Annotated in this window: 20 protein-coding genes; 16 read left to right on the forward strand and 4 right to left on the reverse strand. The window is 47.7% G+C overall.

All coding sequences use genetic code 11. The features are described from left to right. Positions 1 to 27 precede the first annotated feature (27 nt). Both D9T21_RS05695 and D9T21_RS05700 read right to left on the reverse strand, forming a co-directional pair. A complete protein-coding gene (locus tag D9T21_RS05695; RefSeq protein ID WP_123324113.1) occupies positions 28 to 762 on the reverse strand; it encodes a MauE/DoxX family redox-associated membrane protein in 735 nt (244 codons plus the stop codon). Positions 763 to 927: 165 nt separating this feature from the next. Then, the gene (locus D9T21_RS05700; RefSeq protein WP_123324114.1) at positions 928 to 1,305 is read right to left on the reverse strand and encodes a DUF3224 domain-containing protein; all 378 of its coding nucleotides are present in this window, start codon (positions 1,303 to 1,305) and stop codon (positions 928 to 930) included. 283 nt (positions 1,306 to 1,588) lie between these two features. On the opposite strand from D9T21_RS05700, the gene speA reads away from it, so the two are divergent. After that, positions 1,589 to 3,517: a biosynthetic arginine decarboxylase gene (speA, locus tag D9T21_RS05705; protein WP_123324115.1), complete on the forward strand. Its 1,929-nt coding sequence runs from the start codon at positions 1,589 to 1,591 to the stop codon at positions 3,515 to 3,517. Between the two features lie 34 nt (positions 3,518 to 3,551). Here speA and D9T21_RS05710 read toward each other — a convergent pair whose 3' ends face one another. Next, the gene (locus tag D9T21_RS05710; RefSeq protein ID WP_123324140.1) at positions 3,552 to 4,655 is read right to left on the reverse strand and encodes a serine hydrolase domain-containing protein; all 1,104 of its coding nucleotides are present in this window, start codon (positions 4,653 to 4,655) and stop codon (positions 3,552 to 3,554) included. Between the two features lie 247 nt (positions 4,656 to 4,902). Between D9T21_RS05710 and D9T21_RS05715 the strand changes: the two genes are divergently transcribed. The 3 genes from D9T21_RS05715 to D9T21_RS05725 are packed head-to-tail and all read left to right on the forward strand — an operon-like array spanning position 4,903 to position 7,643. Further along, complete coding sequence (locus D9T21_RS05715) at positions 4,903 to 6,294, forward strand: DNA-3-methyladenine glycosylase 2 family protein (RefSeq protein ID WP_123324116.1); 1,392 nt, start codon at positions 4,903 to 4,905, stop codon at positions 6,292 to 6,294. Then, positions 6,294 to 6,746 carry a methylated-DNA--[protein]-cysteine S-methyltransferase gene (locus tag D9T21_RS05720; RefSeq protein WP_123324117.1) on the forward strand — a complete coding sequence of 151 codons (453 nt, stop codon included), beginning with the start codon at positions 6,294 to 6,296 and terminating at the stop codon, positions 6,744 to 6,746. Before D9T21_RS05715 ends, D9T21_RS05720 begins: the two co-directional genes overlap by 1 nt. Next, positions 6,747 to 7,643: a DMT family transporter gene (locus D9T21_RS05725; protein ID WP_123324118.1), complete on the forward strand. Its 897-nt coding sequence runs from the start codon at positions 6,747 to 6,749 to the stop codon at positions 7,641 to 7,643. It abuts the gene before it with no gap. On the opposite strand, the gene D9T21_RS05730 is transcribed toward D9T21_RS05725, so the two are convergent. Continuing rightward, the gene (locus D9T21_RS05730) at positions 7,629 to 9,053 is read right to left on the reverse strand and encodes a sensor domain-containing diguanylate cyclase (RefSeq protein WP_123324119.1); all 1,425 of its coding nucleotides are present in this window, start codon (positions 9,051 to 9,053) and stop codon (positions 7,629 to 7,631) included. The genes D9T21_RS05725 and D9T21_RS05730 overlap by 15 nt on opposite strands. Before the next feature lie 200 nt (positions 9,054 to 9,253). Between D9T21_RS05730 and glmU the strand changes: the two genes are divergently transcribed. The 12 genes from glmU (at position 9,254) to D9T21_RS05790 (ending at position 23,779) form a co-directional block, all read left to right on the forward strand. Continuing rightward, entirely contained in the window at positions 9,254 to 10,612 is a 1,359-nt protein-coding gene (gene glmU, locus D9T21_RS05735) for a bifunctional UDP-N-acetylglucosamine diphosphorylase/glucosamine-1-phosphate N-acetyltransferase GlmU (RefSeq protein WP_123324120.1), read from the forward strand. Continuing rightward, the gene (locus D9T21_RS05740; RefSeq protein ID WP_123324121.1) at positions 10,612 to 11,652 is read left to right on the forward strand and encodes a Gfo/Idh/MocA family oxidoreductase; all 1,041 of its coding nucleotides are present in this window, start codon (positions 10,612 to 10,614) and stop codon (positions 11,650 to 11,652) included. The genes glmU and D9T21_RS05740 overlap by 1 nt, the downstream gene beginning before the upstream one ends. Then, a complete protein-coding gene (locus D9T21_RS05745) occupies positions 11,643 to 12,182 on the forward strand; it encodes a DUF6942 family protein (protein ID WP_123324122.1) in 540 nt (179 codons plus the stop codon). Before D9T21_RS05740 ends, D9T21_RS05745 begins: the two co-directional genes overlap by 10 nt. A gap of 60 nt (positions 12,183 to 12,242) precedes the next feature. Beyond that, a complete protein-coding gene (locus D9T21_RS05750) occupies positions 12,243 to 13,013 on the forward strand; it encodes a DeoR/GlpR family DNA-binding transcription regulator (RefSeq protein ID WP_123324123.1) in 771 nt (256 codons plus the stop codon). A 2-nt stretch (positions 13,014 to 13,015) separates the two neighbouring features. Beyond that, positions 13,016 to 14,848 carry a glutamine--fructose-6-phosphate transaminase (isomerizing) gene (gene glmS, locus D9T21_RS05755; protein WP_123324124.1) on the forward strand — a complete coding sequence of 611 codons (1,833 nt, stop codon included), beginning with the start codon at positions 13,016 to 13,018 and terminating at the stop codon, positions 14,846 to 14,848. A gap of 208 nt (positions 14,849 to 15,056) precedes the next feature. Beyond that, positions 15,057 to 16,184, forward strand: a complete 1,128-nt coding sequence (locus D9T21_RS05760) for a helix-turn-helix domain-containing protein (RefSeq protein ID WP_123324125.1) — start codon at positions 15,057 to 15,059, stop codon at positions 16,182 to 16,184. Further along, positions 16,184 to 16,735 carry a PIN domain-containing protein gene (locus D9T21_RS05765; protein ID WP_123324126.1) on the forward strand — a complete coding sequence of 184 codons (552 nt, stop codon included), beginning with the start codon at positions 16,184 to 16,186 and terminating at the stop codon, positions 16,733 to 16,735. Before D9T21_RS05760 ends, D9T21_RS05765 begins: the two co-directional genes overlap by 1 nt. Before the next feature lie 93 nt (positions 16,736 to 16,828). Beyond that, on the forward strand, positions 16,829 to 17,038 hold the full coding sequence (locus D9T21_RS05770; protein ID WP_123324127.1) for a helix-turn-helix domain-containing protein: 210 nt from the start codon (positions 16,829 to 16,831) through the stop codon (positions 17,036 to 17,038). 12 nt (positions 17,039 to 17,050) lie between these two features. Continuing rightward, complete coding sequence (locus D9T21_RS05775) at positions 17,051 to 19,192, forward strand: class I SAM-dependent DNA methyltransferase (RefSeq protein ID WP_123324128.1); 2,142 nt, start codon at positions 17,051 to 17,053, stop codon at positions 19,190 to 19,192. Continuing rightward, positions 19,189 to 20,328, forward strand: a complete 1,140-nt coding sequence (locus D9T21_RS05780; protein ID WP_123324129.1) for a restriction endonuclease subunit S — start codon at positions 19,189 to 19,191, stop codon at positions 20,326 to 20,328. The genes D9T21_RS05775 and D9T21_RS05780 overlap by 4 nt, the downstream gene beginning before the upstream one ends. 14 nt (positions 20,329 to 20,342) lie before the next feature. Further along, a complete protein-coding gene (locus tag D9T21_RS05785) occupies positions 20,343 to 22,442 on the forward strand; it encodes a RecQ family ATP-dependent DNA helicase (protein ID WP_123324130.1) in 2,100 nt (699 codons plus the stop codon). Then, complete coding sequence (locus tag D9T21_RS05790) at positions 22,439 to 23,779, forward strand: DNA-processing protein DprA (protein WP_123324131.1); 1,341 nt, start codon at positions 22,439 to 22,441, stop codon at positions 23,777 to 23,779. Before D9T21_RS05785 ends, D9T21_RS05790 begins: the two co-directional genes overlap by 4 nt. Positions 23,780 to 23,782 lie beyond the last annotated feature (3 nt).

Raw genomic sequence — 23,782 nt, forward strand, 5'->3', positions numbered from 1 at the left:
GCCTCAATTATCCGCCGAGTTATGATTCTAGGTCATGCCCAGCATCAGCAAACCACCGCCAATCATAAACAGGTTTTCCGACAGCGAAACAAAGCCCAGCGGCACATTGCTGTCGCCGCCGACGCAGGCGCATTTGAGTTCTCGCTTGTCTATATATACCGCTTTAAATACTGATAGGGCACCAACGGTACCGATAAACAGCGACACCGGAGCAACCCACAGGGCCGGCAAACCAGCTATCATGCCGATGCCTGCGTAGGCCTCCAGAAATGGGTAACAGTAACCATAGCGCAGCCAGCGCATGGCAAGCAGATCATAGGTAATAAAAGATTGGGTAAAGCTGTATAAATCCTGCAGTTTTTGCACTGCAAGAAAACACATGCTGACAGCAATAAACAGTAGTAATGACGATAAACTCAGCAGGCTGCTGCCCATGGCAAACTGCCAACCGACGGTCATTAATGCTGCTACCGAAAAAATGGTAATGACCGGCGTGTAGGTAGTACCTGTCTGGCCCGCCTCGTCTTTACCAAAATACTCGCGCAGGTCATCGTAACCGCCAACCCGCTTGCCATCAATGAAGGTTTGCGGGGTGGTTTCTACATCGTATTGCTGTTTAAACGCATCGGTTTCTTCGCGTGAAGATAACTGATGATCCTCCACCTCAAACCCTTTCCGCTCCAGTAAATCCTTAAAACGCAGGCCAAAAGGGCAGATATGTTGTGATGTCACCATGCGATATAGCCTGGCTGTTTTACTCATAACGTCCTCCACAATGAAAATTATTCACACCCAGCGCAACCAACCTGCAATAACTGCAGCTCAGCACGGTAAAATAGAGGGTGTTTTAAACTTTACGGGAGATCTATGCAGGAACTATTCCTGCCATGATGAATCAGCTGTGATGTGGCTTATTACAGGGTGTATTCAGGTAAAATCAAACTCAAAGTCGTAGTAGTGTTTACCATCGACTATCTGAATTTGCATATTTCCGTATAAGCCTTCGAGGCCTTCTGTGGCTGAGTCTGGTACCACTACGATGGTTAGTTGTTGCTCGCCCCGGCTCATGATGCCCAGGTGTTGCAGGGAGAAACTGCCTTTTTTGCCCTGTAGTTCGCCTGCAAAGGATTCGATGGCTACGTAACCTGCCGACCCCTGTACTGTGCTGTGTTTACTGAGCATCTGGCCACTGGAAGTGCCGGCAAGCTCGCCGGTAAAGGATTTTGTGAATAGCATTCTGCCCATGTCCAGCTCGTCCTGCTGTGGGGTTAACTCAACGGCAAATTCTCCTAATACGCGTTGCATTCCCTCATACTCCTTTCCGTGGACTTATCCCGGCACCATGAAATGCTCACAGATAATATGTTAACGTCATGAATTTGTACTACTTTATAGTACTGTGGTGGGTAAAAAATAGCCAACAAATTTCTATCATATTGACTTAATACGTAAAAAAGCAGTAATCCGGGTCAGTTTTAGATGCGTAAATTGTCATAGCGCTGACTGTAAAGACCGTTATAATACGCGCCATGTGTATGTCAGCTGCAAATCATTTTTACCAGCACGCAAAATATTTAAGGTGTTAGCGATGGATGGAACTTCTCAGGAGTGGTCTGTTGAAGAGGCGGAACGCGTATACGGCGTTTCCCGCTGGGGCGGTGGCTATTTTCACATTGGTGAAAACGGCAATATTAAGGTTACCCCCAACCCTTCAGATCCATCAATTCAAATCGATTTCAAAGCGGTCATTGATGAAATTCATCAGGAAGGCGTGCAACTGCCAGTTGTAGTGCGGTTTCATGATATTTTGCGTTCTCAGGTTGCTAATCTTAATACTATCTTCCGCAATACCATTGCTGAGGCTGAATACAGCGGCGAATATCAGGGTGTGTATCCGGTAAAAGTTAACCAGATGCGTGAAGTGGTGGAAGAGATCGTTGATGTGGGCGAACACTACAACTATGGTCTTGAGGCCGGTTCTAAGGCCGAGCTGATTACCGTGTTAGCGCTTAACACCAATGAAGACTCCTTAACCATTCTTAATGGCTATAAAGACGAAGAGTTTATGCGCCTGGCGTTGCTCGGTCGCAAACTCGGTCGGCGCATGGTTGTGGTCGTTGAGAAATACTCAGAGCTACTGTTACTGGTTAAAATCTCCAAAGAACTGGGCATTGAACCGTTAATTGGTGTACGCGCCAAAATGACAGTGAAGGGCCGTGGCAAATGGGAAAGCTCCGGTGGCGAACGTGCCAAATTTGGTTTGAGTTTTGCCGAAATCATCAATACCGCCCGTTACCTCAAAGAACAGGGAATGGCTCACTGCCTGAAGCTACTGCATTTTCATATTGGCAGCCAGCTTACCGACATCCGCTCGGTAAAAGAGGCGATTTCTGAAGGCGGTCGCATTTATGCCGAAATGCATAAAATGGGTTTCCCGCTCGACTACGTTGATGTAGGTGGTGGACTGGGTATTGACTACGATGGTACTGCTTCAACCAGTGAGTCCTCGCGGAACTACTCCATGCAGGAGTACGTGGCCGACGTGGTTTATGGTATGAAAGAAGTGTGTGATCTGGAAGGCGTGCCGCATCCTAATCTGGTGAGCGAAAGTGGCCGGGCGATTACCGCCCACCACAGCTGCGTAATCACTCAGATTATGGGCGAAATCCGTTCCAACAGCGCAGGCGTCGACACCAGCGAAGCAGAAGGTGAGCATTATTTCGTAAAGAACATGCGTGAAATGGCCAGCACCTTCGACCAGCAGACCAATATGCAGGAATTGTATAACGACGCCTCTCAATACAAGGAGCAGGCGCTGGATGCGTTCAAGCTGCGCGTTCTTTCTCTGGAAGAACTGGCAAAAATCGAAACCCTGTACTGGGAGATCATGGAGCGTTTGCAGGAGTACTACGCCCACGCTGACTACGTACCCGAAGAGCTGCAGGAGCTTGATTACAGCTTGTCATCACAGTATCTGTGTAATTTCTCAGTGTTTCAGTCGGCTGCTGATACCTGGGCCATCGACCAGCTGTTGCCGGTTGTGCCTATCTCGCGGATGAACGAGCGGCCGGACGTAAACTGCTCGCTGGTAGATATTACCTGCGACAGCGACGGAAAAATCGACCAGTTCACTGTTGGTCGTGAGATCACCGATGTGTTACCCATGCATAAACTTCAGCCTAACGAGCCATACTATATCGGGCTGTTCCTGACCGGCGCTTATCAGGACGTAATGGGTGATATGCATAATCTGTTTGGTCGTCTGAACGAAGTGCATATCTTTAGTTACGACGACGATCCGGAAGATTTCTACATCGAAGAAGTGGTGAAAGGATCATCGGTAGAAGATGTACTGAGCATTATGCAGTACAACCCTAAAGCCATGGCTTACGATGTTAAACGGTTAATCGACAAGCAGGTGTCGGCGGGCAATATCAAACCCCGCGAGGGTGTGCGTTGGACAGACTTTTATGAGGCCTGTCTGAGCGGTTATACCTATTTAAAAACCGGCAAATAACACCAGCCCCGCCCGCAATTCTGTGGGCGGGAAACTACTTGGGCGAGCGACGCTTTGCCTGCTCAAAATAAGCTTCCCAGAATTCCGCCGTGGTGGTGTTTATGAGATTAGACTCAGCGTTCATCAGCATCACATAGCCGGCTTTGTATTTCGGCGAAAACGACACATCAGCACGATAGCCCTTTACCCAGCCGCCATGATAGTTAAGCACTTCGCCGGCATAATCATAAATTCGCCAGCCAAGACCATAATGGGCATCGCTAAGATCGTCACGCCAGCCGCGGCGGTAAACTTCACGGGTGGTGCGTACCCGCGGGGTGGTTACTGCGGCCACAACATCTTCCGGCACAACAGTGGGAAACTCTAATAACATCGCCTGCAGCCAGCGGGTCATGTCGTTGATGCTGGCATTCACACCGGCCGCGGGCGTAAACCGGTAGTAATTACTTTCCACCTGGCCTTCGCGCCAGCGATTTCGCGCAATAGCTATATGCGGGCGGGCCCACTGCCCGGAAGCCAGCAAGCCGCCTTTGCCGGCACTGGCAGTATCCATCCCCAGCGGCGTGAGTAGTTGTTCCTGCAACTGGCGCTGATAAGAGGTATTGCGACTGACAAAGTATTCCTGGATCACGCCAAACAGCGCGTTTTGATAGGTGTAACACTCGCCTGGCTGGCATAAGGGTTCGAGTCCGGCGAGTTGGTTGAGCACCCGCTTTAACGGGTAATTTGCTTCAATAAGATTGTCGTAGGCGTTAGGCATAAAGCCACTGGACTGGCCAACAATATGGCCCAGTGTCATCCCCGGATTCAATGTGCCTGCGGCGCCCAGCGTAGGGCTCATTTCGGTTACCGGGGTAGTCCAGTCGAGTTGATTCTGACGCACCAGCTTGGCCATCAGCACAGCGGTAAAGGTTTTCGATACCGATGCCAGGCGGAACACCGTATTCTCGTCGACAGGCTTCCCGCCACTGTGAGTTCTGCCATAAACTTTGATAACCGGCGACTTGCCCTGCTGATAAAACACCATGGCGTAACCGGGCACATTGTATTTGCGTGCGTCGCGCTTTACCTGGGCAGCATAGTCTTCAAACCACTGGTCGGCGGCGATCGTGGTGTTACTAACAATGCATCCAGGCATCACACACAGCGCGATAAAACAGTACCGACGCAGCAAGTCCAAATAAAGCAAACAAAAACTCCGGAGTGAGGGGTGAATCATGTTGTGTCAAATAATCGTCGCTATTATGCGGGGTGGCCGCACAGTGATCAACTTATTGAAAGTAACAGCTGATTAATCGAGCGCTGACTGTCAGTTCCGATTTCTTCGCAACCTGTTTAGCAAAGCAGGCTACAATGGCCATATGTGAATCAACCGCGAGACTCCGATGCTCGACCCTGCTCTGCAACAACAGTACTCTGAGGCCCGAAAATCCAGGGATCGCCGGTTTGACGGGCGGTTTTTTGTGGCAGTGAAGACCACCGGTATTTTCTGCCGACCGGTTTGTCCTGCCCGCCTGCCAGATGAACAAAACGTCGATTACTATCATTATGCGCAGCAGGCTATTGAAGAAGGCTATCGCCCTTGTTTGCGGTGTCGGCCAGACAGCGTTCCGGGATCATTTGCCTGGCGCGGCGTAAGTACCACCACCCAGCGTGCCATGCGTTTATTGAGTGAAGCGCTTGATCAAACGGTGCAGGCTATCGCAGAGCGGTTAGGGATCAGCGAGCGTTACCTTGGGCAGTTGATCAACCGGGAGGTAGGCATGTCACCCAAACGGTTTCAGCTCCACAGTCGGTTATTGCTGGCAAAACGCCTGCTGCAGCAAACGTCTATGCCTGTTGAAGATGTGGCACTGGCCAGCGGGTTTCAATCGAGCCGCAGCCTGCAAAGCCACTTAAAAAAGGATTTTGCCTTAACCGCCGGTGATATACGCAAGGCTGATGGGCGGCAGGCCATGGCATCGGAACTGACGCTTTTTATGCCCGTACGTTTACCCTATAACTGGCCACAGATCCGGGACTTTCTGCAATTAAGAGCGCTGGCGGATATCGAGAGTGTGGATGAGCATAGTTATAGCCGCGCCTTTAACATTGATAATGAGCCGGGTTTTGTTTGCGCTACGTTTGATGAGCAACAAGGTGGCTTCCAGATAAAAGCTCAGCTTACCCGACCGCAACACTTGCAGCCGTTGCTTAGCACATTGCGCCGGGTACTGGATATGGATACTGATCCACATAGTGTTGCGCAGGCATTAAGCAATGCAGGCGTAACGCCTGAACTGCAGACCACCGGCGTACGTTTACCCGGTGTGTGGAGTGTATTTGAAGCCGGCTGCCGGGCAATTATAGGCCAGCAAATCAGTATCAAAGCGGCAATTACGCAGTTGCAGCGTTTGAGCGATGAACTGGGTGAAAAACAGCCGTATGGCCATACTTTTCCCACTCCCCAGCGAGTGGCATCGTCGTCGCTGGATATGCTAAAAATGCCGGGAGCCAGAAAGCAGGCTATTCGCGATTTTGCCGCATTGGTGGCAGCAAATCCGGGGCAGGAAATCAGCGACAGTGACATTCTGGCCATCAAAGGGATTGGCCCCTGGACCTTACAATATATTAAACTGCGAGGCAGCAGTGAGCCGGATATCTATCTGGAAAAAGATCTTATCGTTGCCCGTCAGGCACAACGCTTTGCCATTAAGGCATCGCTGGGGGCACCATGGCGCAGTTACCTCACCATCCAGCTATGGCTACTGGCCAATCAACACACCGGAGAAACCTAATGGCACTCAGTTACTGGCAAAGCCCTTGCGGACTTATGGCAATCAGCGCGGATGAAGAGGGCATCACCAGCATTCGGTTTGTGTCAGAGTCGACTGCTGAGGCAAGCCCCTCCGACCTTACTCAGGCATGTTGCGAGCAGCTCGAAGCTTACTTCGAAGGCCGTCTGACCACTTTTAGCGTGCCGCTAAATCCATCTGGCACGGCGTTTCAGCAGCAGGTATGGCGCCAGTTGCAGACAATACCCTATGGCCACACAGTAAGTTACGGCGATATTGCCGATGGCATTGGTAAGCCTACGGCCTCGCGCGCAGTGGGCATGGCAAACGGCAAAAACCCGTTAACCATAATTGTGCCGTGCCATCGGGTGATTGGCAGCAATGGCAAATTAACCGGTTATGCGGGCGGGTTAACCAGAAAGCAGTTTTTATTGGCATTAGAAGGAGCAATTTAGGTGACACCGCGAGAACTGGGCGCATTATTACTCCTTGGCGCTATTTGGGGAGCCTCGTTTATTTTTATGCGCGTGGCAGCGCCTGAATTTGGCATAGTGCCGCTGGTGGTCCTTAGAACGTCACTGGCAACCCTGGTGTTTCTACCCTTTTTATTTCTCACCGGCGGTGGCCGGCAGATGGTTAAACTGTGGAAGCCAATGTGTCTGCTAGGGGCAATAAATACCGCGGTGCCTTTTGCGTTATTCAACTTTGCCAGCCTGCAATTACAAAGCGGGGTACTGGCTATTCTAAATGCTACCGCGCCGATGTTTGCTGCCATGTTTGCCTTTATCTGGTTGCGGGAACGCCTCAGTAAGCTCGCTATCGTCGGCCTGATGTGCGGGTTTGTTGGCGTAGTGGTGATTAGCCTTGATAAAACTCTGGGCAGTCAGCTCAGTATTGTGCCGGTACTGGCTGTGTTAGGTGCTGCCGGTTGTTACGGTTGGGGCGCTTGTATGATGAAAAAATCGCTGGCGGGGGTAAAACCAGTGGCGGTGGCTGCGGGCAGTCAGTTCTGGGCGTCGCTGTTAATTACTCCATTTGCATTAATGCAGCTGCCCCAGGCCTGGCCTTCGTCGCTGGCGTGGATGAACGCTCTGGCGCTGGCTCTGGTAGGCACAGGTCTGGCTTATTTGCTGTATTTCTATCTGATAGCTGCTGCCGGCCCGGCCAAAGCGGTGATGGTGGGTTATCTGGTGCCGTTATTTGGCATTGCGTGGGGCGTTATTTTTCTTAATGAGATGTTAAGTGTGTGGGACTTCTGTGGCGGACTACTGATATTGCTGGGGATAAGTTTTACTACAGGTTTTGCCCAGCGCATTGCGCACTGGGCAAAACAGCGGTTAGTCGTCAATTAACTGCACACGCACCAAATTCCGGCCGTCCCGGCGAGCCTGATATAAAGCATCCTCAGCGTGGGCGGTCAGCTCATTGAGGTTACGCTTAGAGGCAGTAAACGACACACCAAAGCTGGCGGTTAAGTGCATTTCCGGATAGTCGCTTGGCGGCGGCAGAATAGCAATGCCGTGGCGCAGAGTCTGCGCCAGCTCCTGCGCTTCACGAGGCCCCATTTCGGGGAGCAGAATAATAAACTCCTCGCTGCTCCAACGCCCCAGTACGTCCTGTTCCCGCAGGTGACTGGAAATAAAACCAGAGACCTTGTCGAGCACGTCATCACCGGCATTGCGGCCAAACTGGTCGTTGATATCCATAAAGTGATCGATGTCGACCATAATGATACTCAGTGACGCGTTTTGTTCTGTAAGCGACTGGTAGGTTTCTTCCAACTGATTGCGATCCGGCAGGCGGTGAGTATTACGAATAATCAACTCCGGCTGCATATCGCGGCGGAAGTAATACAGCAAATTATAGATAAGCAGGAACAGCGCAAAAATAATCACCAGTATGGTAACCACACTGAAAATAAAGCCCTGAGAAATTTCTGCTTGTCTGGCGTCCAGCGGGCTCAACAGGTAAACCGTCCAGCCAAACTGAGGCAGGCTCACTTCAGCAATGAGGTGGTCTTTACCATCAATGGTGATCAGTTGATTGTTAAGGGCGTTTTTGGCGCGGATAGGCTCCGGCAAGCTGGCGTACCAGGGTAATTCAGATAAGTTGGTAAACTCAGAATAGGTGGCGACCAGCGTTTGATCCGATGACAGCATAATGTCACCAGCACCATCCACGAACAAAAAGTCGTAGCCATACTGGCGTTTGTAGGTTTCGAAAACCGAAACGAAGCTTTTTAAGCTTTTTCCTACGCCAAAAAAGCCTAAAAACTTACCGGCATCGTCATAAATCTTTATATCGATATAAAAATGTGGGTTTTCCCATTTACCAATATCGGCTACTGCATCGGCTTCTCTGTCACGATATTTAAAATACCACGATACCTCGCCTTCAATCAGCGCGAGCTTGCTACCATCAGAATTGTATTGCATGCGGGCCAGATCGCTGGCAATAAAGAAGGTTAACCCAAACTCCTGTTCCAGCCGGTCCAGGGCAGAAAATACCTCGGGTTCGTTGATATTTTCATGCTCCATTAATTCTACCAGCTCCCGGGATTTCCCAAGGGCTTCAGAAACATGCAGCGGTTTTAATATTTGCGACACAATAAGCGAGACCGCTGGCGACAACGACTGTTGTTGAGCCCGGCTTTGCTCGGCGACGATTTTTGAGATGCTGAAGTGTACCAGAGTGACAATGGCAATCACTACTACTGCAAACAGCAGTAATATACTTCGATGTAATGTCCTGAACGCATTCACTTGCTTTCTGTTTCTCCCTGTAAGCGGTGTTTTGGCCCGAAACTGAGTATAATACAGACAGAACGCTTTGCATGCTACTGTCGCCAAACACTGACGTATAACCTCACACACCTAAATAATCCGTTGCCTGAAAATGAGCGCTGACTTGTTGTGCCGGCTTGGTTACACTATTGGCCAAATATCAGTTAAAAGGATGAGTTATGGCGTTTTCTGTAGTGGTTCTGGCAGCCGGTAAGGGCACCAGAATGAAGTCGGCGTTACCCAAAGTGTTGCACCCGGTTGGCGGTGTGGCGATGGTTCAACGGATTATCAATACCGCAGAATCCTTAACGGCCACGGCCGTGCATCTGGTTTATGGCCATGGTGCCGACCAGCTACAGGCCAATGTTAGCGGGCAACAAATTAACTGGTGCCTGCAAGCCGAGCAATTAGGCACCGGCCATGCCGTAATGCAAACGGTTGAACATATCAGCGACGAAGAAGACGTGATGATCCTGGTAGGGGACGCGCCGCTGATTAAAGCCGATACCCTGCAGCGACTCATCGATGTAAAAGCCAGTTGCGACTTAGCGCTTCTCACCGTAAACCTCGACGACCCAACTGGCATGGGGCGCATTATTCGTAACGACGATAACATTGTGGCCATTGTAGAACATAAAGATGCTACCGAGGCGCAGCGTGCTATTACCGAAATTAATACCGGCATGATGATGATGCCCGGTAAAGACTTAAAGCGCTGGCTCAGCGAGCTGAATAACGACAACGCCCAGGGCGAGTATTATCTTACCGACGTTATTGCCATGGCCGCCAACGAAGGCAAAGTGATCAAAGCTGCCCAGCCAGACTCGCCGCTGGAGGTTGAAGGTGTTAATAACCGCATTCAGCTGGCCCGCCTGGAGCGAACCCTGCAGCTATGGCAGGCAGAAGAACTGATGACCAACGGTGCCACTCTGGCTGACCCGCTGCGTGTGGATGTGCGTGGTGAGTTAACTACCGGACAGGATGTGTTTATTGACATCAATACGGTATTTAAAGGCAAAGTAACGCTGGGTAATAACGTGGTGATCGGCCCCAACTGCGTGCTGATTGATTGCGAAGTGGCAGATAATGCCGTAATCGAAGCAAACAGTATTGTGGAACAAGCCAGCGTTGGTGAATCCTGTACCGTAGGTCCTTACGGACGGTTACGCCCGGGCGCAGTAATGGAACGCGGTGCCAAAGTGGGCAACTTCGTCGAAATGAAAAAAGCCCGTTTAGGCGAAGGCGCCAAAGCCAATCACCTTACCTACCTGGGTGACGCCGACATCGGCGCCGGCAGTAATATTGGCGCAGGTACCATTACCTGTAACTATGACGGTGTAAATAAGTCTAAGACCCTAATTGGAGAAAATGCGTTTATTGGCTCTAATTCTGCGCTGGTTGCTCCGGTAGAGATAGGCGCAGGGGCAACGGTGGCAGCAGGCTCTATTATTACCGCTAAAGTGCCGGACGACGCACTGGCCGTGGCACGCAGCAAGCAGCGCAACATTGCTGGCTGGCAGCGTCCTAAGAAAAAATAATGGCCCTTTCAGTATTGGTTATGGGTTTTGGCTACGCCGCCAAAACCTTTCACGTACCGTTTTTACAGGCGATGGATGCCTATAGCATTGCTGGCGTGGTGTCATCAGTTCCGGCCAAGGTGCAAGGAGTGCTGCCGGGCGTTAGCGTGTATAACAGTTTTGAGCAGGCAATCGCTGACGATAACTTTGATTTGGTAGTGATCACCACACCTAATCATCTGCATGCCGAACAGGCCGAAGCAGTGCTGCGTGCCGGGTGTCATGTGCTGGTGGAGAAACCTTTTACTCTCAGTAGTGAGCGGGCAGAGCAACTGGTAGCGCTCGCTGCTCAGCTTAATAAACAGCTTTGCGTGTTTCATAATCGTCGCTTCGACGGCGATTTCCTTACCCTTAAACAGCTAATCGCTGAGCAGGCGGTGGGCGATATAAAGCGGCTAGAAAGTCGTTTTGACCGGTTCAGACCCACGCCGCGCAAGCGCTGGCGGGAAAATGCCGGGCCGGGCAGCGGCATATTCTGGGATCTCGGCCCTCACCTCATCGACCAGGTTGTGCAGTTATTCGGGATGCCGCAGCAGGTATCGGCCGATATCCGCATTCTGCGAGACGGCGGTGAATCCGACGACGCCTTTGAGGTAACGCTGCATTACGCTGCTATCACCGTGAAGGTGGGCAGTTCGCCATTCGAAGCAGGCCCTACACTACGATATGCGCTGCAGGGCACCAAAGGCAGTTACCGCAAGTACCACCTCGATCCGCAGGAAGACCAGCTCAAAGCCGGCATGTCCTTTAACGATCCCGAGTGGTCTGTAGCACCCGCGCCGCAGCACGGTACACTCTACCTTGAAGATGAAAGTAAATTGGTGGCGACGATCAACGGCGGCTACACCACCTTTTACCGGCAGTTGGCAACGGCTTTAATCACCAACAACGCTGAGGCGTTACCTGCAAGCGGGCAGAGCGTAGTGGCGGTAATCCGGTTGATCGAACTGGCCAGGCTTGCCAGTGAGCAACAGCAAACATTAAGCGTGGAATGCATTTAACCGATCCGGATATTAACGCGCTGGGCGATAGTAACGCGCGAATTCGTGTGTATATTGGCAATCGCCCCAATACGCTGATTGAGCACGCCCAGCCCGGCGTATCCCCGCTGATGGCTCAGGATATATTCAATATCGGCCAGGCTTGCGGGAACGGTTGGCGAAAAGTGTTTAATGTTTATGCCAAGCTGATCTTTGCCCTGCCATCCACTCTGGGATTCAGAGACACCACATCCCGCTGGCAGGACTTTCGTGATAGCCGCTTATTGCAAGCAGGCTCTGGCACCGCGTTGTATTTCAACGAACCCGAAGAGTTTTCGCCCGACGTGTTGCACATTATTACCGGTAAGACCTACGCAAACTCCCTTACTGTGGCTTCCTCCCTGTACTGGGAAACACCTGAATTTGCGATAAATAAGCAACGCAACATTGTGGTGTGCCCCTACTTTGATTACCGCCAACTTTCGAATGCTAAGATAGTGTTTCTTATCGACTTGCTCGAGCAGTTACATTTACCTATGTATAAAAATTAATTCGTAACATTTGAAAGTTTAGTGCTATATTTGTTTTCAAATGAAATATATAACTTTCGAATGAAACAAAAAAGAAACCTCCACGCGCGTCATGAAAGTATTGTTAACTGGGTTGTTCAGCACGGACAAACCCCGGTGGAAACACTCGCCCGTGAGTTTTCGACTTCTGAAGTCACTATTCGTAAAGATCTGACCCTGCTCGCCGAGCAAGGCCGTCTGATCCGCCAGCATGGCGGTGCGGCGCCTCTTAACAAGCCACAACCTGCTACCAATACGCAGTTATCGCTTAAACAGGCGATTGGGCAGCTCGCTGCCTCGTTGGTAAATGACAGCCACAAAATCGTTATCGACAGCGGCAGTACCACCGCCACTATGGTGGAGCACCTTAAACAGCCTTCGCAACTGGTGGTAATGACTAATTCGCTGAATGTCGCCAACCAGTTAGTGACCTTTGATAATGAACCTACCGTGCTGATGACTGGCGGTACCTGGGATAAACAGTCGCAGTCGTTTCAGGGCAACATGGCGGGTAAGATGCTACAGTCCTATAGTTTTGATCTGGCCTTTGTGGGCGCAGCCGGACTGGATGTGGAGCGCGGCACCACCACCTATAATGAACTGACCCTGCTGAGCCAGGAAATGGCCCGGGTAGCCGGCAACGTGGTGGTATTAGCGGAATCAACCAAACTCAGGCATAAAATGCCGAATATCGAATTGGCCTGGCAACAGGTAGCAGTGCTGGTAACCGATGACGGTTTACCATTCAGTGCAGAACAACAATTAAATCAACAAGGTGTGAAGGTAATGAAAGCCTCACTCAATGGAGAATAGCTATGTGTGGGATCGTCGGTGCGGTTGCAGAGCGAAATGTGGTTGAGATATTGCTTGAGGGCCTCAAGCGGCTTGAGTACCGGGGGTATGATTCGGCCGGGGTAGCGTTGTTACAACCCAATGGCATTCTTAGCCGCGTACGCCGTACCGGTAAGGTACAGGAACTGGTGGATGCGCTAAGCGATCAGGAAGCGCTTGGTTCTACTGGTATTGCACATACGCGCTGGGCGACTCATGGCGGTGTAACAGAAGCCAATGCGCATCCGCATTTTTCCGACGATCGAATTGCCGTAGTGCACAACGGTATCATTGAGAACTATCAGTCTCTGCGTGAGCAACTCACCAGCAAAGGTTACACCTTTACCAGCGATACAGACACCGAAACCATTGCCCACACGGTGAATGAAGAATTAAAGAATACTGATTCTTTACTGGCTGCCGTGCAGGCTTCAGTAAGACAATTCCACGGCGCTTACGGCACTGTTATTATGGATCGCACCGACCCGTCTAAAGTGGTGGTTGCCCGCTCGGGCAGTCCGCTGGTGATTGGTCTTGGTCTGGGCGAAAACTTCATTGCCTCTGATCAGATGGCGCTGCTACCTGTAACCCGCCGTTTTATGTTTCTTGAAGAAGGCGATGTAGCCGAGATCACCCGTCGCAGTGTATTGGTGTTCGATAAAGACGGTAAGCCGGTTAAACGCGAGATTATCGAATCGAATATCGAACATGATGCTGGCGATAAAGGCGGTTATCGCCATTACATGCTCAAAGAAATCCACGAACAGCCAGTGGTTGTGCGTAACACTTTAAAAGAACGTGTGAGCGACGAGGGATTGCTGCCGGATATCTTTGGCAAGGGAGCCGATGAGCTGCTCGCTAAGATTAAACATGTTCAAATTGTGGCCTGTGGTACCAGCTACCATGCGGGCATGACCGCACGTTACTGGCTGGAACAGTTTGCCAATGTGTCCTGTAACGTGGAAATTGCGTCCGAATTCCGCTATCGCAAATCAGTGGTGCAGGAAAACAGCCTGCTGGTGACGATTTCTCAGTCAGGCGAAACCGCCGATACCCTCGCTGCACTGCGGTTAGCCAAAGAGCTGGGTTATACCGCCAGCCTGACCATTTGTAACGTGCCGGGCTCATCCTTGGTACGCGAGTCTGACATGGCGTTTATGACCCGCGCTGGCGCCGAAATTGGCGTGGCTTCCACCAAAGCCTTTACCACCCAGCTTACGGCGTTTTTAATTCTGACCCTTGCCTTAGGTGAGCACAACGGCATGGCCGCAGCCGATAAACAAGCCATTGTGCAGGGGCTGCACAGTCTGCCAGCCAAGCTGGAAGAAACTTTGGCTATAACCCAGGGCATTGAAGATTTAGCTGAGGAATTTGCCGATAAGAATCACTCCTTATTCCTTGGCCGCGGCGACCAGTACCCCATTGCAATGGAAGGCGCGTTAAAGCTCAAAGAGATTTCTTATATACACGCCGAAGCCTATGCATCAGGTGAGCTGAAGCATGGCCCACTGGCACTGATCGATGAAGAAATGCCGGTTATTGTGGTTGCGCCAAACAACGAGCTACTGGAAAAGCTCAAATCTAACGTTGAGGAAGTGCGTGCCCGTGGCGGAATCATGTACGTGTTTGCCGATAAAGACGCGTCATTCGCCAGTGACGAAACCATGCGGGTTATCAATGTTCCACACTGCGACGGCCCGATCGCTCCAATTATCTACACCATCCCGCTGCAGTTGCTTTCGTATTACGTGGCACTGATAAAAGGCACAGACGTAGACCAACCAAGGAACCTGGCTAAATCGGTTACTGTTGAGTAACCGATAGACTTGCTTTATGTTGTGCACGTTAAATAATGATCGCAACAGTATTTAATGTGCGCAACTAATTTGAAAGTACGCAACTTATAAGTTCGCTACTGATACAAAGTACGAAACAAAAACGGTCACGGGATGTGGCCGTTTTTTGTTCACAATGTATACTTACTTTAAACTTGACAAAACTTGACTTCACCATATACTGCTCGCCATGCAAAAGAGACTTAATATCAAAAGCGCACAAGATGCAATGGAACAAGCTGGGTTGAATCAAACCGCAGTCGCTGAGTCTTTGGGCGTAACAAAAGAAGCAGTTTCACAATGGCTAAATGCCAAATCTTTCCCAAGACCTAATAAACTGTTGAAGCTTGCAAAGCTCTTACAATTAAGTTTTGGAGAGCTTGTAATAAACGATGAGCCGAACGCTCCATTGATTGCTTTTCGCAAAAAAGCAGGCACTAAGACTAAAGATCATCATATAGAAAAAGCGCAAGAAATAGGTCGCTTTTTACGTCACCTAGTACCTTACCTACCTTTTCAAACACTGGAAATGCCACCAGTGCTAAAATCACCAAACCGTGATTATGAATATTTACGTCAAGTAACGTCTAAAGTTCGTGCTGACATTAATTTAGGTGAAATTGAAACTGTCGATTTCGTCCATTTAATTCGACGATTTACTGAGCTCCAAGCAGTAGTGGTTCCAGCTTTGTGGGGTACAAAGCAGCGACATGAGAATGCTATACATATCCACTTACCTGACTCTCAAACAACTTGGGTTTATCTAAATTTAGACACAAACATCCATGATTTTAAGTTTTGGATGGCACATGAACTTGGCCACTGTTTGTCTCCTTCTCTGTCTGGTGATGATGCAGAAGATTTTGCGGATGATTTTGCTGGCGCTTTGTTATTTCCATCTGCTCTTGCTGAAAAAGCATATACAGAGTTAAACCAGCAAAGAACTAGCGCTGCAAAAATACAGAAAGTAATTGAGTTGGCTGACGATCAAACCATATCGCCTTATACCGTTTTAGGGCAAACCAATAAATACGCGGCTTATAAAGGTTTACCAGAAATTGAGTTAAGTAAGGCGTTCTTTGGTGCGGTCACTAATTTTAACAAGCGCTTTCATAACTTAAGTGATGCGTTATTAGGTGATATTCAGAAGCTCGATGCACGAAATTTTATAAATAAAACAGAGAACGCGTTTGAGACACCTTTCTTCGAGTTACTTAGAAAATACCTAAAAGAGCAAAACAAGGGCCCTGGATATGTACAAGTGGTTATGGACATGCCATTGCTCGATGCTCGGAGCATACACTCTGAGTTAACTTAATGCCTCAATCAAAGATACTTGTAGATACCAACTCTTACCTAAGATTAGCACAAACAATACGACCACTATTGTTTGTGTCTTTCGGCGACAATGAATATTGCTTATATATCCTGCCTGAATTGAATGATGAGCTAGCTAATAGACGATTAAACTCTAAATTCCCTTGGGTTGACGAAGCTGAATATTCAGAAAATCGCAAAAGCTTTCCAACTGTCGGCCGTAAGCAAAAAAGAGCTATTCTCACTAACTTTGATTTTATTTGGGATTTTGTTCAAACCGAGCTACCAGGTCCATCGAGAGTAGATGCTTTATATATAGCTTACGCTTTAGAGCTAGGCGTTCCTGTTGTCACCGACGACCAAGATATGACAGAGCTTGCAAAAGAATTTGAAGTTCCAGTTATGCCGACATTAGAGTTACTAAAAATCATGCATGACAGTAACCATGCTGATTTAAAAAAGATTAAAGGTATTGTTGAATACTGGCGAGCTATTGGTGACTGTCCCGCTAATTTGCACCGTGATTTAAAAAAGTTCTTCCCCGACCTCTAATTACCCATTCAACTCCTCACTTATTGATCTACATACGTAAAAGAGTAAACTGAACTCAATTGTACTTTTTCGACATTGGTGAGATTTCTCGTCATGAGTGACCCTATTCTGACTATTAAAGACGTCGCTGACTATCTAAAAGTTAATGAGCGCACCATTTACCGGCTAGCTGCAAGCGGTGAGCTACCAGGTTTTAAAGTAGGTAACTCTTGGCGGTTTAAGCAAAGTGAGTTAGAGCAATATATTGCCGAACAACACAATCGAGCCAATGAACAAGACCCAAATAAATCAAAAAATAATTAGGAATCAGAATCCATGGCACAACTGGAAAACATTGAAGCAATAGAAAAACGCCTGTGGAAATCGGCTGATACCCTGCGCGCCAACTCTGAGTTGGCCAGTAACGAATACTTTTTACCAGTAATGGGACTGATTTTTTTACGCCACGCGTACAGCCGTTATTTATCAGTTAAAGATGACATTGTCGCAACCTTGCCTAGTCGTGGCGGCAAAACCCGTGCTCTAACGAAAGAAGACTTTTCTAAAAAAAGTGCGATTTACCTTAAAACAGAAGCACAGTTTGATTACCTGATCGCTTTGAAGGATGCCGATAATCGCGCCGAAGCTATTATTCATGCCATGGAGTCTATCGAAGCTGACTACTCCAATCTGCGTAATCAGCTTCCCAAACAGGAATATAACAATATTCCAAATGATGTTTTGGGCATGCTTTTGCGTACGTTAAACCCTGAAGAATTAAAAAAGGCGACAGGTGATATTTTTGGTCGTATTTATGAATACTTCCTTACCCAGTTTGCTGATCAAGGGGCTCATGATGGAGGCGAGTTCTTCACTCCTGTTTCATTAGTTCAATTATTGGTAAACGCACTTGAGCCTGATCACGGTAAGATATTCGACCCTGCCTGTGGCTCTGGCGGCATGTTTGTTCAAAGTGCACATTTTATGGAACGCCATGCGCAAGATCCTCATGAACTGACCTTCTTTGGGCATGAAAAAAACCGTGTGACAACACGCCTGGCCAAAATGAATCTAGCGGTACACGGGTTAGAGGGGAATGTAGAAGGTGGCGAATCAGCAATTACTTATTACAACGACCCACATGAAGGATTATTTGGTACCGTCGATTATGTGATGGCCAACCCGCCATTTAACGTCGACGAAGTTGATGCCGACAAGATCAAAGGCGATAAACGTCGCTTACCTTTTGGCTTGCCTGGTGTAAATAAAAACAAAAAAGTCAGCAATGGTAACTATCTTTGGATCCAGTATTTTTACAGCTATTTAAACGCTACAGGCAAAGCAGGGTTTGTAATGTCTTCTCAGGCATCCAGTGCTGGGAGAGATGAAGCTAAGGTACGCGAGCAACTAGTGAAAACCGGCCATGTAGATATCATGGTTGATATTCGCGGTAACTTTTTCTATACCCGAACGGTGCCTTGTCAGCTTTGGTTTCTAAATAAAAATAAGCCAGAGCATTTAAACGACAAAGTGTTGATGTTGGACGCGCGTAATGTGTACCGTAAAGTCACTCGAAAAATTTATGACTTCAGCCCTGAGCAGCAGCAAAACTTAACCGCGATAATCTGGCTTTATCGTGGTGAAGGCCAAAGATTTATCGAACTGGTTCAACAATACATTAAAAGGTCGCTACTTGAGGCTGCTCAATGTGAGATTGTGGAAGAGCCAAAATGTAAACCACTTCCAGATTTCACTGAACAATTAGGTAAGCTAAACGATGCCTTTAAACCGTTTATGGAAAAGCTGCAACAAGACAAGGTAAACACCGAACCTTATCAAGACTTCCTTAATGCAAAAGACTCTGTAGAGCATGGCTGGAATGCATTCCAAACTTTAACGAAGGAATTACAGACCTCATGGGGAAGCAATGAGTTCAACGATGCTGCAAGCTTATTGAGTTTTACGGACAAAGACTCCTGCTTAAAAGAGCTGGCGGATCAAAGCCGTAACTTAATTAAAGAAGTCGATTTAGCGTATAAATTGGCAACTCGTGTTATCGAGCTAGCGGAAGCCAATGAAGCGAAAGAAAGCGAACTTTGGGATAACGCATTACTCAATGGCCGTAGTCGCACTAATCTGAAGAAGACCGCTGATGAAGCTCGCAAGCTAGCTGTGGAGCAACTCAAACAAGTACGTTATTTCTATAAGCAAGCGCACTGGTTATTAAGCCGCTTCCCTGAAGGTAAACTTCGCGATGTTGAGGGCTTGGTTAAACTGGTAGATAAAAAAGATATTGAAGCCGCAGATTGGAGCTTAACGCCTGGCCGTTATGTCGGTGTGGCACCAGAAGAAGTGGATGAAGAGTTCGACTTTGAAGAAGCTTTACGCGATATTCATATTGAGCTGCAAGGCTTAAATACTGAAGCCGCAGAGTTAGCCGAAAAGATAACCCGTAACTTTGAGGAGTTGGGGGTATGAGTTGGTCTGAAAAATCATTAGATCAGCTTGGGTTTGTATCGAGAGGGAAGTCACGGCACAGGCCTAGAGATGCTGCTCATTTATATGGTGGACCGTATCCATTTGTGCAAACAGGCGACGTGAAGCACGCTGGTTTGTATTTAACAGATTACTCACAAACTTACAGTGAAGAAGGCCTTGCTCAAAGTAAACTATGGCCGGCTGGAACTCTATGTATAACTATTGCAGCAAATATAGCGGATACATCAATTCTTGCTATTGATGCATGTTTCCCTGATAGCGTAATAGGGTTTATCCCTGATCCAGAAAAAGCAGATGCCCGTTTCGTAAAATACCTTTTTGATGCTGTATTGAAGTTGCAGTATCGCCAATTCACGCAAGGTGCCGCACAGGATAATCTTAGTCAGGCAAAATTACTCGCATTGAAATTCTTAGTGCCAGATGATGTAACAGAGCAGACAAGAATAGCGGATGTTATCGCGACCTACGACGACCTCATCGAAAACAACCGCCGCCGTATTCAGTTGCTTGAAGAATCTGCTCGTCTGCTGTATCAGGAATGGTTTGTTCATCTGCGCTTCCCTGGCCATGAGCAAGTAAAGGTTACCGATGGTGTACCGGAGGGGTGGTCAAAAGAGCCATTAGAAAATTTACTAGTCCTACAGCGTGGTTTTGACTTACCTATCTCAAAACGAGTAGAAGGAAAAGTTCCCATTTATGCATCAACAGGTATTAATGGCTTTCATGTTACTGCAAAAGTGAAAGGTCCTGGAGTTGTGACGGGAAGGTCTGGTTCCTTAGGTACAGTGATGTATGTCGCTAAGGACTTTTGGCCATTAAACACCACGCTTTGGATTAAAGAGTTTAAAAAGTCGTCACCTATTTTTTCAACATTCTTACTTAGAGCAATGAAACTTGAAGGTTATAACGGTGGGGCTGCCGTACCTACCTTAAATCGTAATGATGTTCATAAGGTTGATGTGCTTTGCCCTGATGCGAAATTAATGAGTGAATTTGAAGTTCAAGTAGAGGGAATATTTAAGCAAATTGATAAACTTAAAGAATTTAACGAAAAACTAGCCCAAGCGAGAGACTTACTACTGCCTAAATTAATGAGTGGCGAATTAACTATTTAAATCAAGGAATGATAATGAACCGAGTACAAGCACAGCAATTACTAAAAACAGCGTTAGCAAATCCAACGGCAGAATTTCGTGATGGACAATGGGAAGCCATTGATGCACTCGTTAACCATCGTCAGAAACTCTTAGTCGTCCAGCGAACCGGTTGGGGTAAAAGCTCGGTTTATTTTATCAGCACCAAAATTTTTCGTGATCGCGGTATGGGGCCAACGATTATTGTCTCGCCCTTACTGGCTTTAATGCGTAACCAGATAGAGTCCGCGCAGCGATTGGGTATTGTCGCTGAAACCATGAACTCCACTAATACAGATGAGTGGAGATCTGTCACTCAACGTATTCTTAATAATCAAATAGATTGCTTGCTGATTTCTCCCGAGCGATTAGCCAACGATAACTTCATTGAAACTGTCTTACAGCCTATTGCTGACCGTATCGCCTTGATGGTGATTGATGAAGCCCACTGTATATCGGATTGGGGTCACGATTTCCGCCCAGATTATAGGCGTATTGTTAATATTTTACGCCAGCTACCGGCCAACACCCCTGTGTTAGGTACTACGGCTACAGCAAATGATAGAGTCGTTGAAGATATACAAACGCAGCTTGGTGATATTCAAATTCACCGAGGACCGTTAATACGAGAAAGTCTAGCATTGCAAGCAATGACACTTCCTGATCAAGCATCTCGTTTAGCATGGCTTGCACAAGTGATTCCTACCTTACCTGGGACTGGTATTGTTTATACCCTAACGGTGCGAGACGCAGAGCAAGTTGCTAATTGGCTATGTGAGAATGGTATAGATGCAAAAGCCTACCATGGCAGTGTGGAAGCGGAAGGGTTTGAAAATAGTAACTTGTACCGGCAGCACCTTGAGGAGTTACTCTTACATAACGATCTAAAAGTGCTTGTTGCAACGACGGCTTTGGGTATGGGTTATGATAAGCCAGATTTAAGCTTTGTTATTCATTATCAAGCACCGGGCTCCATTGTTGCTTATTATCAACAAGTTGGGCGTGCTGGTCGTGGTATAGAACACGCGTTAGGCGTGCTTATGTCGGGAGTTGAAGACCAAGATATTCATGCATTCTTTAGAGATTCAGCCTTCCCTACAGGCCAACAGGTTGACGAAATATTAAACGTACTTGAACAGAGTGATGGACTTTCACTTCGTAATATTGAAGAGCAAACTAATTTGCGCCATGGCCAGATTGAAAAAGTACTGAAACTGCTGAGCGTGGAAAACCCGGCTCCTGTTATAAAGATTGGTAGCCAGTGGAGAAGAACTGCGGAGCACTACCAAATGGATCATGCCAGAATTGCTCATTTAACAGGACAAAGAGTTCAAGAGTGGCAAGAAGTTCAATCGTATATTCAAGATGCTGGTTGTAAGATGACATTTTTACGCCGTGCACTGGATGATCATGACCCTACTCCTTGCGGTAAGTGTGCTACTTGTCTTGAACAAGCTGTTATCGATGTTGCTGTTGAGCCAGCTCTAGTGCATCGAGCTGGTACATTTTTAGAACATGCTGAAATGGTCATTAAACCAAACGTTCAGGTGGCGGCAAATGCGTTTGAAGAATATGGGTTCAGAGGGAACCTTCCACAGCAAATTAGAGCACAAGAAGGGCGTGTGCTATCACGATGGGGAGATGCTGGATGGGGGCGAACGGTTGCAGATAACAAGCATGATGGTCGATTCTGCGATGATTTGGTTGAAGCAACGGCTGAAATGATACAACAACGCTGGCAACCTAACCCTGCACCTCAATGGGTATGCTGCGTACCTTCTAGGAACCATCCTGAATTGGTACCAGACTTTGCTCAACGACTAGCCGCAAGATTAGGTTTACCTTTTGTAGATGCGGTTAGCAAAGTTAAAGACAACCAACAACAAAAAGGGCAGCAAAACCGGTTCCACCAATGCCGTAACTTAGATGGTGCGTTCCAAGTGACACAACTTTATCAAGGTCAACCTGTGTTGTTAGTGGATGACATCGTTGACTCAGGTTGGACGTTAACAGTGATAGCTGCATTATTACAACAAGCTGGCAGTGGTTTGGTATATCCGATTGCTTTAGCTTCTTCATCGGTAAAAGATTCATGAGTATTCCCACAAAGTTGTCATCAACAGCGCAAGCAACACTGTTATTGACCAGCTACTTCTCGAAAGCGAGCAGTGAAAAAACTAAACCGCTAACAAATGCTGAGTGGGGTCGATTTGCTTTATGGTTGAAAGAAAAGTCCATTACCCCGGCTGATCTGTTGGTGCAAGAACCTGCGCCGTTGTTACAAGGTTGGTTTGACTCTCGAATTAGTGCAGACCGCATAATTGAGCTGTTAAATCGTGGCCACAGCTTGGCTCTTGCAATGGAAAAATGGCAGCGTGCAGGTTTGTGGGTCGTTACACGTTCTGATCCGGAGTATCCAAGACGACTTAAGCAACGCTTGAAGACTGATTCTCCCCCAGTCCTATTTGGGTGCGGTAATAAAGATTTACTAAATACGGGTGGTTTGGCCGTTATCGGTTCGCGTAATGCGAGTGACAGTGACTTAGCCTTCACCGATGAAATAGGTGCAAAAGCAGCTATTGAAAATATTGCTATTGTATCGGGTGGAGCTCGTGGTGTAGACGAAACCGCTATGTTAGGCGCAATTCGAACTGGCGGCGCTGTAATAGGTGTTATGGCTGATAGTCTTCTAAAAGCAGCTACAAGCAGCAAATGGCGAAAAGGTTTAATGGATGGTCATGCTGTTTTGGTATCACCCTTTTACCCTGAAGCAGGATTTAGTGCTGGCAATGCAATGGCAAGAAACAAATATATCTATTGCTTGGCTGATAGCTCCCTGGTTATACACTCAGGTAAAAAAGGCGGCACACTTAACGGTGCGGAAGAGAATCTCAAAAAGGCATGGGTACCACTATGGGTAAAAACAACCAATGACAAAGATGCGGCAAATACTGATTTGGTTGTGAAAGGTGGACATTGGTTACCTGAAGATACAAGTGACTTTACTATTTCAGATTTATTTAACACTACAAAAGCACATGTAGAGCAAGCTTCTATCGAACAGGCTGACCTTTTTTCTATGCCGGTACAAAATGAGTTGATTGAAGAGCCTGAAGTTAAGACTGTAAAAGAGAAAATTCAACACTCTGTTGATGATATTTCAGATAATGAAATGCCAGTAAAGCAAGATAATCTCCCCAAAGAGTCGGTTGATGGTAGTGCAGCTGTAATAACTTTTCCTGTTGATTTTTATGAATTATTCATCTCGGAACTTCAGAGGTTGGCTCAAAAACCTGTTACGATGGAAGAGTTAATGGAACAAACTCAACTACATAAATCGCAATTGACCGATTGGTTGAAGCGTGCTGAAAACGAAGGAATTGTGAAAAAGCTTAGCCGACCAGTACGCTTTAAAGTAGAGACCAAAAACTAGAGG

Source organism: Marisediminitalea oceani (assembly GCF_003731635.1).
Classification (GTDB): Bacteria; Pseudomonadota; Gammaproteobacteria; order Enterobacterales; family Alteromonadaceae; genus Alteromonas; species Alteromonas oceani.

Coding starts and splice junctions, on each gene's coding strand:
- glmS (WP_123324124.1), top strand. CDS start 13,016: ATGTGTGGGATCGTCGGTGCGGTTGCAGAGCGAAATGTGGTTGAGATA.
- D9T21_RS05790 (WP_123324131.1), top strand. CDS start 22,439: ATGAGTATTCCCACAAAGTTGTCATCAACAGCGCAAGCAACACTGTTA.
- D9T21_RS05750 (WP_123324123.1), top strand. CDS start 12,243: ATGAAACAAAAAAGAAACCTCCACGCGCGTCATGAAAGTATTGTTAAC.
- glmU (WP_123324120.1), top strand. CDS start 9,254: ATGGCGTTTTCTGTAGTGGTTCTGGCAGCCGGTAAGGGCACCAGAATG.
- speA (WP_123324115.1), top strand. CDS start 1,589: ATGGATGGAACTTCTCAGGAGTGGTCTGTTGAAGAGGCGGAACGCGTA.
- D9T21_RS05785 (WP_123324130.1), top strand. CDS start 20,343: ATGAACCGAGTACAAGCACAGCAATTACTAAAAACAGCGTTAGCAAAT.
- D9T21_RS05745 (WP_123324122.1), top strand. CDS start 11,643: ATGCATTTAACCGATCCGGATATTAACGCGCTGGGCGATAGTAACGCG.
- D9T21_RS05715 (WP_123324116.1), top strand. CDS start 4,903: ATGCTCGACCCTGCTCTGCAACAACAGTACTCTGAGGCCCGAAAATCC.
- D9T21_RS05770 (WP_123324127.1), top strand. CDS start 16,829: ATGAGTGACCCTATTCTGACTATTAAAGACGTCGCTGACTATCTAAAA.
- D9T21_RS05760 (WP_123324125.1), top strand. CDS start 15,057: ATGCAAAAGAGACTTAATATCAAAAGCGCACAAGATGCAATGGAACAA.
- D9T21_RS05780 (WP_123324129.1), top strand. CDS start 19,189: ATGAGTTGGTCTGAAAAATCATTAGATCAGCTTGGGTTTGTATCGAGA.
- D9T21_RS05775 (WP_123324128.1), top strand. CDS start 17,051: ATGGCACAACTGGAAAACATTGAAGCAATAGAAAAACGCCTGTGGAAA.
- D9T21_RS05720 (WP_123324117.1), top strand. CDS start 6,294: ATGGCACTCAGTTACTGGCAAAGCCCTTGCGGACTTATGGCAATCAGC.
- D9T21_RS05700 (WP_123324114.1), bottom strand. CDS start 1,305: ATGCAACGCGTATTAGGAGAATTTGCCGTTGAGTTAACCCCACAGCAG.
- D9T21_RS05710 (WP_123324140.1), bottom strand. CDS start 4,655: ATGCCTGGATGCATTGTTAGTAACACCACGATCGCCGCCGACCAGTGG.
- D9T21_RS05740 (WP_123324121.1), top strand. CDS start 10,612: ATGGCCCTTTCAGTATTGGTTATGGGTTTTGGCTACGCCGCCAAAACC.
- D9T21_RS05695 (WP_123324113.1), bottom strand. CDS start 762: ATGAGTAAAACAGCCAGGCTATATCGCATGGTGACATCACAACATATC.
- D9T21_RS05765 (WP_123324126.1), top strand. CDS start 16,184: ATGCCTCAATCAAAGATACTTGTAGATACCAACTCTTACCTAAGATTA.